The organism is Streptomyces sp. NPDC049541 (genome assembly GCF_044465725.1).
GTDB lineage: Bacteria > Actinomycetota > Actinomycetes > Streptomycetales > Streptomycetaceae > Streptomyces.
On the sequence record NZ_JBITLY010000010.1, the window covers coordinates 315,642 to 333,534 of the forward strand.

Here is a 17,893-nt window from a genome sequence, read left to right on the forward strand (position 1 = left end):
CCGGGCGGATCAGGCGGCCGGCTGGAGCAGCACGCAGCACCGTCCGTCCCGGGGGGCGAGACAGGCCTCGTAGCCGGTCTCGCCCCCCAGGCCGTGCAGCACACCGCGCAGCAGATGGAGGTTCATCCCGCACACTGTCTCCGTGTGCTCGCGGGCCAGCGCGTGGAAGGGGCAGTTGGCCAGGGCGATCGTGTCGTCCTCGCGCCGCGGTTCGAAGCCGTGACGCTCCAGCAGATCGACGAGGCCGGTGCCGTCGCTCTGTCCGCCCAGGTGCGAGCCGAGTTCCTCCGCCTTGCGGTGCAGCACCTCACGCACCGGCTCACCTGTGGTGCCGGACTCCTCGACCGCCTGGGCCAGCAGCCGTCCCGCCAGTTCGTAACGCCGGTCCGGCAGGGTGACGGCGACCTGCCGCGTGGAGCGCCGGTAGAGCTTGGCCGGCCTGCCCGCGCCCGGGCCGGTCCGTCCGCTGCGCCGTTCGTAGACCACGTCGAGCAGGGACTCCTCGGCGAGCCGGTCCAGATGGAATGCCGCGGTCTGCCGCGCGAGCCCGAGCGCCTCGGCCGCCTCGTCCCGGCCGACCGGGCCCGGCTGGCGCACCACATGCTCGTACAGCCTCCGGCGCGTCGGCTCGTCGAGCGAGGCGACGGCCGAGACGTCGGCGGCCCGTACGTCTGCGTCGGGTACTTCCTTCGAGGCATCCACGAACACCAGTGTAAAACCCGCGGCCATTGACTAAAGAAGGAGCGCGGGCTTCTATAGGTAATGAACGTTGTCTATAGAAGGAGTCGTCATGGCCTCCTCCGCAACCACCGGTCCCGCACCCGTCGCATCCCGGCATGCGGCGCTCGCCGACCCCGGCTACCAGGCCTTCCTGATCCTGCGCATCGGTTTCACCGTGGCGCCGATCCTGTTCGGTCTGGACAAGTTCGCCAACCTGCTCGTCGACTGGCCCGGCTACCTCGCGCCCTGGATCGACGACATCGTTCCGGGCAGCGCCCAGGCGGCCATGTACGCGGTGGGAGTGGTCGAGATCGTGGCCGGTGTCGTGGTCGCCCTGGCCCCGCGCTTCGGCGGCTGGCTGGTGGCCGGCTGGCTGGCGGGCATCATCGTCGACCTGCTCACCATCCCCGGCTACTACGACATCGCGCTGCGGGACTTCGGGCTGCTTCTCGGCGCGGTGGCGCTCGCGCGGCTCGCGGTGCGGTACCGCGGCGCGCGGGAGGAGTGAACCCGCCGTTCCGTGAACACCGCCCGAGCGGGGGTGCCCAGGGCGCCCCCGCTCTTTGCGTGCGGAACTACCGCACCCCGGTGGCGTCCAGCTCGTCGGCGGGGCTGTTGACCGGCTGCGGGGTGCCCGTGAGGTCGAGGACGAACAGGGGGACGCCGAGGGTGTCCGCGCGGGTGCGGGCGTCGGTGGCGTAGCCGGCCAGGGAGAAGTAGGCGCAGGCCGCCGACTCCGTCATGGCGGTCAGCCACAGGCACTCCACGTCCCGCAGTGAGGCCGGGCGTACGGCCGGGTCGACCTGGGCCAGCAGGCCGCGCGCGGCGATGCCGATGCCGGACGGGGGCCGCTGGTCGGCCCGGCGGATGTCCCGGTAGCCGAGCCAGCGCAGATACACGGCGGCGGCCGTCACCGCGTCCCGGGCGGTGCGGATGGTGACGGGCTGGAAGGGCCGGCGGCGCTTGGCGGGGGCGGGCGCGGCCTCGGCGCTCGCCTGTGCCGTGGCGGTCTGCCCGGCCACCGCGATCCGCAGCACCGTCCCGCACTCACAGCCCAGCTCCGGGCGCGGCCACTGGTCGCGGCGGCCGCAGGAGCCGCACTGCAGCGTGACCCAGTCCTCCGCCCAGGCCCGATGGGTGACGGCCGTCGCCGTCCCGTCCGGGTCCAGCGGCGGGGCGACCGGCGCCCCGCAGGTGCACGGGTACGACGGCGCCGCATAGAGGTGCTCGCGCCGGCAGGCCGGACAGCGCACCGAGACGCTCTCTGACATGGCTCACATCGTCCTCCAGCGGGCCCCCGCTTGTCCGTCTCTTGACGGCCTTCCCCCGCCCACTTACATTGCTTCCAGATAGTAGAAAATAGTTTCCGCAATGTGGAAACTATGGACGGAAGTCGATTACGGAAGAGCTCACCGCGGGGCGCGACGGGAGGGCTGGTCCGACAGCCGAACCAGGAGTACTCGATGGCACGTATGACCGCTGCCCGCGCGGCAGTTGAGATCCTCAAACGCGAGGGCGTCACCAACGCGTTCGGTGTGCCCGGCGCGGCGATCAACCCGTTCTACGCGGCGCTCAAGGCCTCCGGCGGCATCAACCACACCCTCGCCCGCCATGTCGAGGGCGCCTCGCACATGGCCGAGGGCTACACCCGCACCCACGCGGGCAACATCGGTGTCTGCATCGGCACTTCGGGGCCCGCGGGGACCGACATGATCACCGGCCTGTACTCGGCGACCGGGGACTCCATCCCGATCCTGTGCATCACGGGCCAGGCCCCGACCGCCGTGATCCACAAAGAGGACTTCCAGGCCGTCGACATCGCCTCGATCGCCAAGCCGGTCGCGAAGATGGCGGTCACGGTCCTCGAGGCCGCCCAGGTGCCCGGCGTCTTCCAGCAGGCCTTCCACCTGATGCGCTCCGCCCGTCCCGGCCCGGTCCTCATCGACCTGCCGATCGATGTCCAGTTGACGGAGATCGAGTTCGACCCGGAGACGTACGAGCCGCTCCCGGTCTACAAGCCGGCCGCGACCCGCGCCCAGATCGAGAAGGCGATCGGGCTGTTGAACGATTCGGCGCGGCCGCTGATCGTCGCGGGCGGCGGTGTCATCAACGCCGACGCTGCCGAACTGCTCGTCGAGTTCGCCGAGTTGACCGGCACCCCGGTGGTCCCGACCCTGATGGGCTGGGGCGTCCTGCCCGACGACCACGAGCTGAACGCCGGCATGGTGGGCCTGCAGACCTCGCACCGCTACGGCAACGCGACCTTCCTGGAGTCCGACTTCGTCCTCGGCATCGGCAACCGCTGGGCCAACCGCCACACCGGCAAGCTGGACGTCTACACGGCCGGCCGCAAGTTCGTCCACGTCGACGTCGAACCCACCCAGATCGGCAAGATCTTCGCCCCGGACTACGGCATCGCGTCCGACGCCAAGGCGGCCCTGGAGCTCTTCGTCGAGGTGGCGCGGGAGCTGAAGGCGGCGGGCAGGCTGCCCGACCGCTCCGCGTGGGCGGCCTCGGCACAGGAGAAGAAGGCGACTCTCCAGCGCCGTACGCACTTCGACGACATCCCGATCAAGCCGCAGCGCGTCTACGAGGAGATGAACAAGGCGTTCGGACCCGAGACCCGCTACGTCTCCACGATCGGCCTCTCCCAGATCGCCGGCGCCCAGATGCTGCACGTCTTCAAGCCGCGGCACTGGATCAACTGCGGCCAGGCGGGACCCCTCGGCTGGACCATCCCGGCCGCGCTGGGCGTCGCGAAGGCGGACCCGGAGGCGCAGGTCGTCGCCCTGTCCGGCGACTACGACTTCCAGTTCATGATCGAGGAACTGGCCGTCGGCGCGCAGCACAGGATCCCGTACGTCCATGTCCTGGTGAACAACTCCTACCTGGGCCTGATCCGGCAGGCGCAGCGGGCGTTCGACATCGACTTCCAGGTCAAGCTGGAGTTCGAGAACATCAACTCGCCCGAACTCGGCGTCTACGGCGTCGACCACGTCAAGGTCGTCGAGGGGCTGGGCTGCAAGGCGATCCGGGTGACCGACCCGAACGAGCTGGGTGCGGCCCTGGAGCAGGCCAAGAAGCTCGCCGCCGAGTTCCAGGTGCCGGTCGTCGTCGAGGCGATCCTGGAGCGCGTCACCAACATCGCCATGTCGACCACCAACGACATCAGCAACGTCGTGGAGTTCGAAGAGCTCGCGACGGAGCCGGGGCACGCCCCGACGTCGATCAGGACCCTGAAGGTCTGACCCGGAAGACAGCTGAGGGGCGGTCCGACCTGCCGGTTGGACCGCCCCTTTCGCATGCCCGGCCCCCAGGAGCCGGCCCCCGTTTCCCCCGTGAGATCCCCCGTTTCCCCCGTGCGATCTCCCGTTTCCCCCGTCATGGAGCCCGCCGCCCCCGTGTCGGCGGGCCCCATGTGACGTGAATATGCCCTCGGGCGGGTGCGGCTGAAGCTTCTTGAACCATGTTCAGAGCTGGATTTGAGGTTTGCGTAGACGTCCTACGTTCCAGGGCGTAGGCGTACACATGTGCTCACGGCCCCTCGTGGTGTTCCGACAGCCCCGGCCAGTCGTCCGGGCCGCCGCCCTGCCACTCGATGAGGTCGCTCTCCTCGACGTCCGTGACGTACAGGTCGGCCAGGCGCAGGATCTCGCTGACGTCGTCGACGTGCGTGGCGATCCCCAGCGTCTCGTCGCCCTCCGTGACCCGCCGGGAGCCGTCCAGGGCCGGCGAGTGCACCACGATGTGCGGATGCTCCGTTGGATGTGCCATGCCTTCAGCGTCCTGCGGGCCGCGTCGATCCGCACCCCCACGAACGCCGAAAGGCGCCGGATGCGGGACCGTCCGCATCCGGCGCCGCGCGCTTTCATGCGCGGTTCGCCTCCGGGGTGCCAAAGCCGGTGTCGAGCCTGCGACCGTGCTCAGCCCTTCGGGCCTCCGCGCGCTCGCAGGCTCGACACCGGCGCACCCCTTCGGCTCACTCGCGTGCCGGTGAGGTCTTCGGTTGTGGCCGTCCGGCGGTGCGAGGCTGGGCGCGACAGAACGTTCGCGCCGCCGGACGGAGTCTGGGGTGGAGCAGAAAGCGGCTGGGACCGCGACGGGTGCGACGGAGCCGCGGCGCTGCTTCCCTCAGGTCGAAGAAGCGGCGCCCGGACCTTCACCACCGCACTGGCTCGCACGCCGCCGCGGTCCTCGCCTCGCCCGCCACCGCCGGCCGGCCACCCCTCATCCGGGCCGTCCGGCGGTCGCGGGCCGCCTGTGGGTCAGTCCTCGCGCAGGGCGCGGACCGCCTCCTCCACGCGCCGGCCGTACTCCGGGTCGGCGGCGTGGAAGTGGGCCAGGTTCTTCTCGATCACATCGTCGCGTGAGACCTGGGAGAGGCCGCCGGCGATGTTGGCGATCAGCCGGGACTTCTCGTCCGCGGACATCAGCCGGTACAGCTCGCCCGCCTGGAAGAAGTCGTCGTCCTTGGTGTGCAGCGGGGCCTCGTGGGTGCCGGTGTGGCCGGTCACCGCCAGCGGGGCGGACAGGGGGCGGCCGGTCTCCACCGGGCCGTCGTACGAGTTCGGCTCGTAGTTCTTCGCGCCGCGGCCCTGCGCGTTGACCGCCATGAAGCCGTCGCGGCCGTAGTTCTGCGCGGTCGTCGCCTTCGGGGCGTTCACCGCGAGCAGGGTGTGGTTGACGCCCAGACGGTAGCGGTGGGCGTCCGCGTAGGCGAAGAGGCGGCCCTGGAGCATCTTGTCCGGCGAGGGGCCGATGCCCGGCACGAAGTTGTTCGGGGAGAACGCGGCCTGCTCGACCTCGGCGAAGACGTTGTCCGGGTTGCGGTCCAGGACCAGGCGGCCCACGCGCTGCAACGGGTAGTCCTTGTGCGGCCACACCTTGGTGAGGTCGAAGGGGTTGAAGCGGTAGTCCGCCGCCTCGGCCGCCGGCATGATCTGGACGTAGAGGGTCCAGGAGGGGTTCACCCCGCGCTCGATGGCCTGCAGCAGGTCCGTCTGGTGCGAGTTCGGGTCCCTGCCCGCGATCTCGGCGGCCTGCTCGCTGCTCAGCGATCGGACACCCTGGTTGGTCTTGAAGTGGTACTTGACGAAGAACGCCTCGCCGTCGGCGTTCGTCCACTGGTAGGTGTGCGAGCCGTAGCCGTTCATGTGGCGGTACGAGGCCGGGATGCCCCGGTCGCCCATCAGCCAGGTCACCTGGTGGGTGGCCTCGGGGGAGTGCGCCCAGAAGTCCCAGACGTTGTCCGGCTCCTGACGGCCCGTGAACGGGTCGCGCTTCTGCGAGTGGATGAAGTCCGGGAACTTGATCGGGTCCTTGATGAAGAACACCGGGGTGTTGTTCCCGACGAGGTCGTAATTGCCCTCTTCGGTATAGAACTTGACGGCGAAACCGCGCGGGTCGCGGACCGCGTCCGCACCGCCCAGCGAGTCGGCCACCGTCGAGAAGCGCAGGAAGACCTCGGTGCGCTTGCCGACCGTGCTCAGGAAGTCGGCGTACGTGAACCCGGTGACGTCGTCGGTCACCTCGAAGTAGCCGTAGGCGCCCGAACCGCGGGCGTGCACCACGCGCTCCGGGATGCGCTCGCGGTTGAAGCGCGCCAGCTTCTCCAGGAGGTGCTGGTCCTGGAGGAGGAGCGGGCCGCCGATGCCGGCGGAGGCGGAATGCTGGTTGTCTGCGACCGGGGCGCCGGACTCCGTAGTGAGAGTTCTCGCCGTGAGCACGCGCTTCGACATCGTGGACCTTCCGTGCGGGTGTCAGCGGAAACTTGTTTCCGCTTTGTGGAGCCTAAGAGTGGGCGGGTCGAGCGTCAACAGTTTGTTGAAGTTGATTCCGGGTCGCGGCACCGCCTGGGCGCGACAGGACAGGTGTCAGCGGCGCCGCGACCCGGAAGTCTCAGACCTGAGCGCCCGAGAGGCGCTCGACCGCCCGCAGCAGGGCCGAGTGGTCCAGGCCGCCGTCGCCCTGCGCGCGCAGGCTTGCGACCAGCTGGGCGACCACGGCACCGACGGGCAGGGCGGCGCCGACATTGCGGGCGGCGTCGGTGACGATGCCCATGTCCTTGTGGTGCAGGTCGATGCGGAAGCCCGGCTTGAAGTCGCGGGCGAGGAAGTTGTCCTTCTTCCGCGTGAGCACGGTCGAGCCCGCCAGGCCGCCGTTGAGGACGTCCAGCGCCGCCTTGAGGTCCACGCCGGACTTCTCCAGGAAGACCACGGCCTCGGCGCACGCCTGGATGTTGACGGCGACGATCAGCTGGTTGGCGGCCTTCACGGTCTGACCCGAGCCGTGCGGACCGCACAGCACGATGGTCTTGCCGAGCGCCTCCAGGATCGGCTTCGCGAGGTCGAAGTCGGCCTGCTCGCCGCCGACCATGATCGACAGTACGGCCTCGATGGCACCGGCCTCACCGCCGGACACCGGCGCGTCCAGCACCCGGATGCCCTTGTCCGCGGCGGCCTTCGCCAGGTCCACGGAGGTCTGCGGCGTGATGGACGACATGTCGATCAGCAGCGCGCCCGATCGTGCGTTCTCCAGGATGCCGTCGGGGCCGTAGGAAATGGCCTCGACCTGCGGCGACGCGGGCACCATCGTGATGATCACGTCGGCGTCCCGCACGGCCTCGGCGATGGACCCGGCCGCGGTGCCGCCGGCGGCCGCCAGCCGGTCCAGCTTGTCCTGTTCCAGGGTGAACCCGGTGACGTCGTAACCCGCCTTGATCAGGTTCTCGGACATGGGGGAGCCCATGATGCCGAGGCCGATCCAGGCGATCTTGGGGAGGGCTGTGGTCATGATTGGGGTACCTCTCTGAACTGCTTTGCTACGTCTGTGAATTGAGGCGGAGCCGCTACTTCGCGGGTCGGCACTTCTTGGCGCGGCCGGCGAAATTCAGCCCGTCCGGCGTTTGAGGACGAGGCCGTTCAGGCCGAAAGCGGGGGCTGGGGGCGGCAGCCCCCAGCCGACGACGCCGTCAGCGAGCGGCGCGGTACTCCACCGGCAGCCAGCCGAAGGCCTCCGCACTGGGCCGGTCGCCCGGCTTGTACTCCAGGCCGACCCAGCCCTCGTATCCGGCCTTCTCGAGCTGGTCGAGGAGCTCCTCCAGCGGGAGCGCGCCGGTGCCGGGGGCGCCACGGCCGGGGTTGTCGGCGATCTGCACATGGCCGGTCTCGGCGGCATACCGCTCGATCACCGAGGGCAGGTCCTCGCCGTTCATGGACAGGTGGTACAGGTCCATGAGGAACCTCGCGTTGCCGAGCCCCGTCGCGGCGTTGACCTTGTCGACGATGCCGATGCCGGCCGGTGCGGACACCAGCGGGTACAGCGGCGACTCGGGCTGGTTGAGCGTCTCGATCAGCAGGATCGCGCCGATCCGGTCGGCGGCACGGGCCGCGAGGACCAGGTTCTCCAGGGCCAGCGCGTCCTGCTCGGCCGGGTCCACGCCTTCGACGCGGTTGCCGTACAGCGCGTTGAGCGCCTTGGTGCCGAGCGATCGGGCGAATTCCGCGGCCACCTCGATGTTGGCGCGGAACTTCTCCGACTCCTCGCCGGGGATCGACAGGGCGCCGCGGTCGGGTCCGGGAAGCTGCCCGGCGTAGAAGTTCAGGCCCGTGAGCTGGACGCCCGCGTCCTCGATGGCCTTCTTCAGGGCGTCGAGCTCGGACTGCTCGGGGGTGGGGGAGTCGACCCAGGGCCACCACAGCTCGACCGCGGTGAAGCCGGCCGCGGCCGCGGCCGCGGGGCGCTCCAGGAGCGGGAGTTCCGTGAAGAGGATCGACAGGTTGACGTTGAAGCGCTGCTCTGCAAATCCCATGGGGGCCGGCGCTCCCTTCCGTGGCGACTGTGACTGCTTCGGTTATTCCGTATAGCGGAAGTTGATTTCTGCTTAATGGAAGACTGCCTGTGGACAGTGAGGACTGTCAAGAGCGCCCGGCGAAGCCCGGACAAAAAGTGCCCCCGCGCACAAGGCGCGGGGGCACGGTGAAGCGGCTGATCACAGGGCGTCCACGGCGCTCACCTTCCAGCCCTCGGAGGTACGGTTCATCGTCATCCGCACCCGGTTGAGGTCCAGCCGGGAGCCCGAGACCTGGGTGCTCTGCGTGACCTGGTTGACGAAGAGCAGGACCGTGACCTTGTCCGGCGAGGCCGAGGCGACGGAGGCCGCGGGGACGGTCGCCTTCACCACCCCGTGGTACTTCCGCGCCGTCGGCCCCACCACCGTGGTCGTGGTCTTCCCGTACTGGTCCTTGAAGTGCCCGGTCAGCAGCGTGCGGGCGCGGGTGAAGTCCCGGTCCAGATGCCGGTAGTCGTACGACAGGACGACCGGTGCCGCCTTCTTCGCGGCCGCGAGCGCCTGCGAACGTGCGCTCTCCGCCTGCCGTCCCTGCGCGTACTGCCACCCGAGCAGCGAGGCGGCGACGAGGGCCGCGACCAGCAGGACGCCGAGCACGGCGGGGAGCAGCCGCCGCCCGGAGCGGGGCGGCGGGGGCGCGCTCCCCTCCGGCTCCACCAAGGTGTCCGGGTCCTGTTCCAGCGGCTCCGGCGACGGCTCCGGCGGGTCGTCCCAGCTGTCCGGGGCCGGCGGCTCGGGCCGCTGCCGGTGCTCCACCCGCTTGGCGCGCTTGGCCGCCGCACGGGCGGCCGCGCTCATCGTGCGGCTCCGGGTGGTCGGGTTCGCCATGGTCGTACTCCTCACTGGGGGCCCGTCAGCCCACGAACTCGACGTCGGAGGTCAGCCAGCGCCCGCCCCGGTACACCAGGTCGAGCTGCAGCCGGTAGGTGCGCGCCTGCCCCTGGGGCGCGGCGGTGTTGGTGACCTTGCTGTCGGCGACCACCAGGACGCGGCCCGAGTGCGCGTCGGAGCGGACGATGCCGGCGTCCAGGACCTGCCCCTCGGAGACCGACTTGTTCTCGGCCACCAGCTTGGTCAGCTGTGCCGTCTGCGCGGTGAACTGCTTCTTGAAGTCACCGGTGGCGCCCTTGAGGACGTTCGCGCTGTCCCGGTCGTAGTGCCGGTAGTCGAGCGAGGTGAAGTTCAGCGCGGACTGACGGGCAGCGGCCAGGAGGTCCTGCCGCCGCTGCTCCGCCTGGTGCCGGTCGTGCACCGTGAAGCCGAACCAGCCGGCGACCGCGGCGGTGAGGACGGTCGCCGCGACCAGCCCCACCGTCAGGACCCTGTTCATGCCATCGGGCCGACGAGCAGCCATTGCCACGACTCCTTTCCGAACACCGTCTGCTGGCCGCCCGTCGAGCCGATCTCGACGGGCCTTCCGTCCGGACCGGTCGCGGTGCCGGTGTCCGGGTCGTACGGCGTGATGTACGCCGCCTGGTTCGCGCCGCCGGACGTCGCGCCCGGCGCGTTCTGCGCGCCCCGCACCGAGGTCTTGCCGCCGCGCGGGGCGGTGCAGTGCGCGCCGGTGTCGGCCGCGCGGGTGCTGGTGTCCGAGGGGTCGCGCCAGGTGGTGCCGTATCCCTTGGTGCACGGCGGCGGGTCGCCCGCGTTCACCACCAGCCCGAAGTGGGTGGTGCCGTCGCCGGGGACCACCGTGTAGCTGCCCGCGACCAGCGCCGGGAAGGTGACGAGGGCCTGCTCCAGGCCGGGCAGCTGCGCCCGGGTGACCTGGCCGCCGCTGATCAGGTTGGCGAGCAGGACCGAGAGGCCGGGGCCGGTCGACTTCAGCAGCGAGTCGACCTGCTGCGCGGCCGGTGTCGCGTTGCCGATCACCTTGCGCAGGTCCCCGTCGCTGGACTTCAACTGCGCGCTGAGCGCCGCCAGATCGTGCGCGAACGACTTGATGGACGAGCCCTGGTCGGCCTGTGTCTTGAGGACCTTCCGCGAGTTCTCGATCAGCGAGATCGTCTCGGGCAGGGACTGGGACGCGGACTCGACGAGCGCGTTGCCGGAGTCCACCAGACGGCTCAGGTTCGGGCCGGTGCCGTCGAAGGCCTTGCCCAGCTCGTCCACGGTGACGCGCAGATCGTTCTTGCCGACCGAGTTCACCAGCCGGTCCAGGCTCAGGACCAGGTCCGTCGTGGGCAGCGGCACGCGCGTGCTGCCGCGCGGGATGGCGCTGCCGTCGAGCAGGTACGGGCCGCGGGAGGTGCGCGGCTGCAGATCGACGTACTGCTCGCCCACCGCCGAGCGGTCCGCCACCACCGCGAGGGTGTCCGCCGGGATGCGCGGCGCCCCGTCCTTGATGTCGAGGGCGACCGAGACTCCCCCGGAGCCGCTCAGCCGCAGCGCGCCGACCTTGCCCACGGGCACCCCGCGATAGGTGACCTCCGCGCCGGGGAAGATGCCCCCGGAGTCGGCGAAGTCGGCCTGCACGGTGTAGCCGCGGCTCAGCACCTCGTCCACCAGGCCGGTGTACCGGGCGCCGACGTAGGACACCCCGACCGCGGTGACGGCGGCGAAGGCCACCAGCTGGGCCTTGACCGTACGAGTGATCACGGCTGGACCCCCTTCAGCATCAGCTCGGCGAGCGCGAGGTCGACGCCCTCGGGCGGCCTTGCTCCGGTCGTGTAGCCGCCGGTGGTGTAGCTGCTCGTGCACACCGGCGGGCACAGCGGCCCACCGCCGCCCGACGGTGACGACGGCACGGACGGCGACGACGGCAGGCTCGGCGTGCCGGGCAGCGGCACCGGCGTCGGGACGCCCGGCACATGTGGGAGGCCCGGTGCGGGGGAGCCGCCCGGCGTCGGCGAACCGCCGTTGCGGTGGCCGGAGTTGCCGCCCGTCACGTTCCCGTACAGATCCGCCAGATCGAGGTCCGCGGTGATGTGCAGGTTGACGTAGTCGCCCTTGACGGCGTCCACGGCGTTGCGCGGGAACGGGTAAGTCGTCAGCAGCTCGAGGGAGTTGGGCAGGTCGTTGCCCGACTTGTTCAGCTGCTGCAGGATCGGCCGGAGCTCCTTGAGGTTGGCGACCGTGTCGTCGTGCGAGGCATGGACGACTTTGGTGCCCGCCTTGCCGAGCTTCGACAGGGCGGTGAGCATCTTCGTCAGATTGCGCCGCTGGTCGGCGAGGACCTTCAGGGCGGGCGGCATCGTGTCGACGGCCTCGGCGATGGTCTTCTTCTCCTTGCCCAGCCGCCCGGCGAGCCGGTCGACGGCCTTGATCGCGCGGATGATGTCGGCCTTCTGCTTGTCGAGTCCGCCGACGAACGTGTCCAGCTCCTTCAGCAGTGATCTGACGCGGTTCTCCCGGCCGTCCAGGGCCTTGTTCAGCTCCACGGTGATCGTCTTCAGCTGGGCGACCCCACCGCCGTTGAGCAGGGCGGACAGTGCGGAGAGCACCTCCTCGACCTCCGGGTTGCGGCCACTGCGGGAGAGCGGGATGCGGTCGCCGTCGCGGAGCCGGCCCACGGGGGCGGTGCCGCTCGGGGCGGCGAGCGCCACGTACTTCTCGCCGAGCAGGCTGGTCTGCCGCAGCTCGGCGACCGCGTTCGCGGGCAGCTTCACCGAGTCGGCGACCCGCAGCCGTACGCGCGCGTGCCAGCCGTCCAGCTCCACCTTCTCCACCGCGCCCACGGTGACGTCGTCGACCTTCACCGCGGACTGCGGCACCAGGTCGAGGACGTCACGGAAGTCGACGGTGACGTGGTAGGCGTGTCCGTCGTCGGCCGCGCCGCCGGGCAGCGGGACGTCGTACCAGCCGTTGAACTCGCAGCCCGACAGCAGCAGCGAACCGGCCGCCGCCCAGGCGAGCGCCCCGGCCCTGCGTCGTGTGCTCATGCGCTCGCCCCCAGGATCCCGCCGAGGGTCTTGTCGACCGTGCCGGTCACCGCGGTGCCCTGGGTGGGCAGTTCGGGCAGTGAGTCGAAGAGCTTCTTCAGCTGCGTGCAGTCGGGGTTCTTGCCGCCCTCGTCGCCGGTCGTGCGCAGGATCGAACACAGCAGCGAGGCGGGGTCCTGTGCCTGCTGGGCGTTGTTGCGGGTGTCGAGGGTGCCGGAGGACGGGTTGTAGGCGTTGTTGAGGTTCGACAGACCCGTGGGGGCGACCCGCAACAGCTCGTCCAGGGCGGCCCGTTGGGTGACGAGCACCTTGGTCACCTTGCTGAGGCCCTTCACGTCCGAGGTCAGCGACTTCTTGTTGTCCTTGACGAACGCGGACACGTCGGCGAGCGCCGTCCCCAGGTTCGTCAGGGCGTCCGCCAGGTCCTGACGCTCACCCGAGAGTTGCTGTGCGACGTCGGCGAGACTGGTGTTGAAGGACCGCACGCTCTTGTCGTCGGCCGCGAGGGCCGCCGTGAACACCTGGAGGTTCCGCACCGTCCCGAACAGGTCCTTGCGCCCGTCGGACAGGGTGGTGACTGCCTGCGACAGGTCCTGGACGGTCCGATTGAGGTTCGCGCCCTGCCCGTCGAGGTTGTCCGCGCTCACCCCGAGCAGCCGGGAGAGGGAGCCGTCCTTGTTGGCGCCCTTGGGGCCCAGGGCCTCGGCCGTGGTGTGCAGGCTGTCGAAGATCCGGTCCAGTTCCACGGGTACGGCGGTGCGGTTCTCGGGGATGACGGCACCGCTGTGCATGACCGGACCCTTCCGGTACACCGGCAGCAACTGCACATAACGGTCGCTGACCACCGAGGAGTTGATGATCGCGGCCCGGGCGTCGGCGGGCACCTTACGCCCGTGGTCGTACTCCAGCTCCACCCGCACCCGCTCGCCCTCGGGCGTGATCTTCTTGACCTCGCCGATGCGGACGCCGAGGACGCGGACGTCCGAGCCGGGGTAGATGCCGACCGTGCGCGGGAAGTACGCGGTGACGCGCACCGGCTCGGGGCTCGGCCACAGCACATAGGTGAGGGCGGCGACCAGGGCGAGTGCGGTGAGCACCGCCAGGCGTGTCTTCAGGCGCCTCACTGTGAACCTCCCGTCCGAGGTGTCACCGGGGCGGCGACCAGGTTCTGGACGTAGGAGTCGAACCATCGGCCGTTGCCCAGGGCGTTGGTGAAGACCCGCACATACGGCGCGAGCAACTGCGCGCTGCGGTCGAGGCTTGCCTGGTTGCGTTCGAGCATCTGCACCACTCGCTTCAGGCCCTCGAGCGCGGGCCCGATCTCCTTCTCGTTGTCCTGGACCAGCCCGGAGAGCTCGATGCCGAGCGCGGCGGAGGTCTTCAGCAGTTTGTGGATCGCCTCCCGCCGCCTGCTGATCTCCCTGAACAGCTGGTCGCCGTCCTTGACCAGCGCGGTGAAGTCCTTGGAGCGGTCGGCGAGCACACCGGTCGTGCCGTTGGCGTGGTCGAGGAGCTCACCGAGGGCCCGGTCGCGGGAGGCCACCGTGCGGGAGATCTCCGACAGGCCCTTGATGGACGCGCGCACCTCGGCGGGCGAGTCCTGGAAGGTGGCGGAGATGGTGTCCAGGGCCTTCGCCAGCCGCCCGGTGTCGACCTTCTCCGTGGTGGTGGTCAGGTCGCTGAACGCCTGCACGACGTCGTACGCCGGCACGGTGCGCCGCAGTGGGATCTCGCTGCCCGCCCGCAACTGACCCGGCCCCTCGGGCTGCAGCGCGAGGTACTTCGCGCCGAGGATCGTCTTGATCCGGATCGATGCGCCGGTGTCGGTGCCGAGGCCGGGATCGCCCTTGACCTTGAAGGTGACCTTGACGTGGTCGCCGTCCAGGTCGACGGTCTCCACCTTGCCGACCTTGACCCCGGCGATCCGCACCTCGTCACCGGGCTTGAGGCCGCCGGCCTCCGAGAAGGCCGCGCTGTACGTGTCGCCGCCGCCGATGAAGGGCAGGCTGTCGGCGTTGAACGCGGCCACGGTCAGCAGGGCGAGGACGGTGAGGCCGACGGCCCCGATGACCACCGGGTTGCGTTCGCGGAACGGGATCAGGCGGGGCCGCCCTATCCGTATGCGCGGCAGCCTGGGCGGGTCGATGCGCACCTTCATCATGGGCTGCGGGCGCGGTGCCGCCGGGCGCGGCAGCGGCTGTGGCTGCGGCTTCGGGCGCCGCAGGCGAGGCGGGTCGATGCGCACCTTCATCAGCGGTTCCGGCTTTTGCGGCCGGGGCGCACGCCGGGGCAGCCGTGGCCTCGGCAGCTTCGGCCGGTCGATGCGGACCTTCATCAGCGGTTCCGGGCGGGTCTTCCGGCTCACGATCCGCACCTCGCCCTCGCCACGTGCAGATCGGGGGTGAGCGCCTGCTTGGTCTTCGGCAGCACGATCCGGCCGTCGAAGTCGCAGAGATAGAAGTTGAACCAGGAGCCGTAGGACGCGGTCCCCGTCAGTGCGTTGAGCTTGTTCGGCAGCCGCTGCAGGACGCCCTCCACGGTCTTCTCGTTGTCGTTCAGCGTGCCGGTGAGATCGGTCAGCCGGGCGATGTCGTCCTTCAGTGGCGGCCGCGCGTCCTTCAGCAGCCCCGAGGTGGCGTCCGTCAGATCGCCGATGCTCGCCAGCGACTGGCCGATGGGCTTCCGGTCGGCGGACAGCCCGGAGATCACCCGCCGCAGCTGCCCGATCAGTTCGGAGAAACGGGAGCCGCGCTTGTCCAGCGTCTTCAGCACGGTGTTGAGGTTGTCGATCACCGAGCCGATCAGCTTGTCCCGGCCGGCCAGGGTCGTGGTGAGCGAAGCGGTGTGCGCCAGCAGACTGTTGACCGTGCCGCCCTCGCCCTGCAGGGTCTTGATGATCTCGGTGGCGAGCTGGTTGACGTCCTGCGGGCTGAGCGCGGCGAACAGCGGCTTGAAGCCGTTGAGCAGGGCGTTGAGGTCCAGCGCCGGCTGCGTCCGCCGCAGCGGGATGGTGCCGCCGGGCTTCAGCGGGGTGCCGTCACCCGCGCCCTCGGTCAGAGCCACGTAACGCTGCCCGACCAGGTTGCGGTAGCGGATGACGGCGTGGGTGCTGGTGAGCAGCGGCCGGTCGGCGCCGACGCTGAAGGTGATCTCCGCCAGCGTACGGTCCTTGATCCGGATGCCCTGCACCTGCCCGACCCGCACTCCGGCGACCCTGATGTCGTCGCCCTTCTCCAGCCCGGTGACATCGCTGAAGACGGCACGGTAGGTGCGGTCGGGAGTGAAGGAGAGGTTGACGATGGTGGCGGCGAGCAGGGCCGTCGCCACGATCGTCACCAGCGCGAAGAGGCTGAACTTGATGAGGGGAGCGGCGGTCTGCCGCGCTGCCGAGGTCCTCATACGACGCTCACCGCCGTCCCGCGTGCCATCGGCCCGAACAGCAGCGTCGCGACCGGCGGGACCTCGTCGGCGGGCACCCCCAGCACGGGCGACACCAGCGAGCCGACCGCCTGCTGTTCGGCCCGGGTGGCGGAGACACCGAGCGGACCGGACGAACCGCCGTGCCGGGAGCCGTCGTTGAAGTGGAACCCCGGTGCGGGCACCGAAGGATGCGGCAGATCCCGGCAGTTCGGTCCGGACCGGTCGGCGTAGCGCGGTTCCTCGCCGGGCTGGTACGCCCCCTGCTGCCGTACGACCTCGAGCGTGATGTGCATCTTGCCGCCCCGGAACGCCTGCTCGGAGGCCTGCTCCTCGTGGACCAGGCCTGCGAAGAGGCACGGGTACTCGGGGGAGTAGCGGGCGAAGAGTTCGAGGGTCGGGCGGGAGACCTGCCCCAGGGTGATCAACCGGTCGCCGTTCTCGTCGAGGAAGTCCTGTGCGGTGCCGGCGGCACCCGCCGTCGTGGTGAGGGCCGACGCCAGCCGGTCCCGCTCCGCGACCAGCGTGCGGCTGGTGGTCACGGTGTTGCGGAGGATCTCCATCAGGTCCGGCGCCGCGTCGCCGTACACCTGGGCGACATCGGCCAGCCGGGCGAAGTCCTCGGTGAGGGACGGCAGATGGGGATTGAGGCGGTGCAGATACTCCTCCACGCGCGTGAGGTTCTCGCCGATCCGGTCGCCGCGGCCCTCCAGGGCGGTGGCGAACGCGGAGAGCGTGGCGTTGAGCTTGCCGGGCTGCACGGTCCGCAGCAGCGGCAGCAGGTCGTTCATCACCTGCTGCAGCTCGATGCCGACACGGGTGCGGTCCTGCGTGATGACGTCACCGGCGCGGATGGGCCGGGCCGAGGAACGGGCGGGGGCGACCAGGTCGACGTACTTCTCGCCGAACAGCGTCTTGGGCAGCAGCCGGGCCCGTACGTCCGACGGGATGTCGGCTGCGTACTCCGGCTTGAGCGCGATGTCGAGTGTCGCCTTCCGCCCGTCGGCGTGCACCGAGCGCACCTCGCCGACCTGCAGGCCGCGCAGTTTGACGTCGGCGCGCGGGTCGAGCTGGTTGCCGAGGCTGTCGGCTTCCAGCCTGATCCGTACGACCGGCGTGAACGCCTGCCGGTACACGGCGACGGACAGCGACAGCAGCAGGGCGAGCACGGCGAGGAACACCACGCCGTACAACCGCAGTCTCCACACCCTCATACGGTTCACCCCGCAATCCGTACGGTCGTGTTGGCGCCCCAGATGGCCAACGAGAGGAAGAAATCAAGGACGTTGATGGCGACGATCGAGGTGCGCACGGCACGGCCCACCGCGACGCCGACCCCTGCCGGGCCGCCGCTCGCGTAGTAGCCGTAGAAGCAGTGCACGAGGATGATCAGGACGGCGAAGACCAGCACCTTCCCGAAGGACCACAGCACGTCGACCGGTGGCAGGTACTGCTGGAAGTAGTGGTCGTAGGTGCCCGCCGACTGCCCGTAGTAGCCGGTGGTGATCGTGCGGGCGGCGAGGTAGGAGGACAGCAGCCCGATCACGTACAGCGGGATCACGGCCACGAACCCGGCGATCATCCGCGTGGTCACCAGGAACGGCAGCGAGGGCACGCCCATGACCTCCAGGGCGTCGGTCTCCTCGCTGATCCGCATCGCGCCGAGCTGGGCGGTGAAGCCCGCGCCGACGGTCGCGGACAGCGCGAGTCCGGCGACCAGCGGGGCGATCTCACGGGTGTTGAAGTACGCGGAGAGGAACGCCACGAAGTTGGAGGTGCCGAGCTGGTTGAGCGCCGCGTACCCCTGGAGTCCCACCTCGGTGCCGGTGAAGAACGACAGGAAGGCGATCACGCCGACCGTGCCGCCGACGACGGCGAGGGCGCCGCGGCCGAAGCTCACCTCGGCGAGCAGCCGCAGGATCTCCTTCTTGTACCGGCGCACGGTACGGCCCGTCCACGCCAACGACCGTCCGTAGAAGGAGAGTTGACGGCCGAGCTCCTCCAGACTGCTGAACAGCGCCATGCC

At 70.2% G+C, this 17,893-nt stretch carries 17 protein-coding genes; 2 read left to right on the forward strand and 15 right to left on the reverse strand.

Annotated elements, in window-relative coordinates:
• Positions 1 to 9: 9 nt before the first annotated feature.
• On the reverse strand, positions 10 to 708 hold the full coding sequence (locus ACIBW9_RS33150; protein ID WP_398960768.1) for a helix-turn-helix transcriptional regulator: 699 nt from the start codon (positions 706 to 708) through the stop codon (positions 10 to 12).
• Positions 709 to 790: 82 nt separating this feature from the next.
• Here ACIBW9_RS33150 and ACIBW9_RS33155 point away from each other — a divergent pair, with 82 nt between their 5' ends.
• On the forward strand, positions 791 to 1,228 hold the full coding sequence (locus ACIBW9_RS33155; RefSeq protein ID WP_398960710.1) for a hypothetical protein: 438 nt from the start codon (positions 791 to 793) through the stop codon (positions 1,226 to 1,228).
• 67 nt (positions 1,229 to 1,295) lie between these two features.
• On the opposite strand, the gene ACIBW9_RS33160 is transcribed toward ACIBW9_RS33155, so the two are convergent.
• Entirely contained in the window at positions 1,296 to 1,991 is a 696-nt protein-coding gene (locus ACIBW9_RS33160; RefSeq protein WP_398960711.1) for a hypothetical protein, read from the reverse strand.
• 192 nt (positions 1,992 to 2,183) lie between these two features.
• Between ACIBW9_RS33160 and gcl the strand changes: the two genes are divergently transcribed.
• Complete coding sequence (gene gcl, locus ACIBW9_RS33165) at positions 2,184 to 3,968, forward strand: glyoxylate carboligase (RefSeq protein WP_398960712.1); 1,785 nt, start codon at positions 2,184 to 2,186, stop codon at positions 3,966 to 3,968.
• 286 nt (positions 3,969 to 4,254) lie between these two features.
• On the opposite strand, the gene ACIBW9_RS33170 is transcribed toward gcl, so the two are convergent.
• The 13 genes from ACIBW9_RS33170 to ACIBW9_RS33230 all read right to left on the reverse strand — a co-directional run bounded on the left by ACIBW9_RS33170 (position 4,255) and on the right by ACIBW9_RS33230 (position 17,890).
• A complete protein-coding gene (locus ACIBW9_RS33170) occupies positions 4,255 to 4,494 on the reverse strand; it encodes a hypothetical protein (RefSeq protein ID WP_030940469.1) in 240 nt (79 codons plus the stop codon).
• Between the two features lie 491 nt (positions 4,495 to 4,985).
• Entirely contained in the window at positions 4,986 to 6,458 is a 1,473-nt protein-coding gene (locus ACIBW9_RS33175; RefSeq protein ID WP_398960713.1) for a catalase, read from the reverse strand.
• A 160-nt stretch (positions 6,459 to 6,618) separates the two neighbouring features.
• A complete protein-coding gene (locus ACIBW9_RS33180; protein WP_398960714.1) occupies positions 6,619 to 7,512 on the reverse strand; it encodes a 2-hydroxy-3-oxopropionate reductase in 894 nt (297 codons plus the stop codon).
• 178 nt (positions 7,513 to 7,690) lie between these two features.
• Positions 7,691 to 8,530, reverse strand: a complete 840-nt coding sequence (locus ACIBW9_RS33185) for a TIM barrel protein (RefSeq protein WP_398960715.1) — start codon at positions 8,528 to 8,530, stop codon at positions 7,691 to 7,693.
• Positions 8,531 to 8,710: 180 nt separating this feature from the next.
• A complete protein-coding gene (locus tag ACIBW9_RS33190) occupies positions 8,711 to 9,397 on the reverse strand; it encodes a hypothetical protein (protein ID WP_398960716.1) in 687 nt (228 codons plus the stop codon).
• 25 nt (positions 9,398 to 9,422) lie between these two features.
• On the reverse strand, positions 9,423 to 9,923 hold the full coding sequence (locus tag ACIBW9_RS33195; RefSeq protein ID WP_398960717.1) for a hypothetical protein: 501 nt from the start codon (positions 9,921 to 9,923) through the stop codon (positions 9,423 to 9,425).
• The gene (locus ACIBW9_RS33200; protein WP_398960718.1) at positions 9,896 to 11,167 is read right to left on the reverse strand and encodes an MCE family protein; all 1,272 of its coding nucleotides are present in this window, start codon (positions 11,165 to 11,167) and stop codon (positions 9,896 to 9,898) included. Before ACIBW9_RS33200 ends, ACIBW9_RS33195 begins: the two co-directional genes overlap by 28 nt.
• On the reverse strand, positions 11,164 to 12,450 hold the full coding sequence (locus ACIBW9_RS33205) for an MCE family protein (protein WP_398960719.1): 1,287 nt from the start codon (positions 12,448 to 12,450) through the stop codon (positions 11,164 to 11,166). The genes ACIBW9_RS33200 and ACIBW9_RS33205 overlap by 4 nt, the downstream gene beginning before the upstream one ends.
• Positions 12,447 to 13,553, reverse strand: coding sequence for an MCE family protein (locus tag ACIBW9_RS33210; protein WP_398960769.1), 1,107 nt, complete (start codon positions 13,551 to 13,553; stop codon positions 12,447 to 12,449). The genes ACIBW9_RS33205 and ACIBW9_RS33210 overlap by 4 nt, the downstream gene beginning before the upstream one ends.
• Before the next feature lie 17 nt (positions 13,554 to 13,570).
• A complete protein-coding gene (locus ACIBW9_RS33215) occupies positions 13,571 to 14,551 on the reverse strand; it encodes an MCE family protein (protein WP_398960770.1) in 981 nt (326 codons plus the stop codon).
• 260 nt (positions 14,552 to 14,811) lie between these two features.
• Positions 14,812 to 15,849, reverse strand: a complete 1,038-nt coding sequence (locus ACIBW9_RS33220) for an MCE family protein (protein ID WP_398960720.1) — start codon at positions 15,847 to 15,849, stop codon at positions 14,812 to 14,814.
• Positions 15,846 to 17,081, reverse strand: coding sequence for an MCE family protein (locus ACIBW9_RS33225; RefSeq protein WP_398960721.1), 1,236 nt, complete (start codon positions 17,079 to 17,081; stop codon positions 15,846 to 15,848). The genes ACIBW9_RS33220 and ACIBW9_RS33225 overlap by 4 nt, the downstream gene beginning before the upstream one ends.
• Before the next feature lie 5 nt (positions 17,082 to 17,086).
• Entirely contained in the window at positions 17,087 to 17,890 is an 804-nt protein-coding gene (locus tag ACIBW9_RS33230) for an ABC transporter permease (RefSeq protein WP_115909980.1), read from the reverse strand.
• Positions 17,891 to 17,893: the final 3 nt, after the last annotated feature.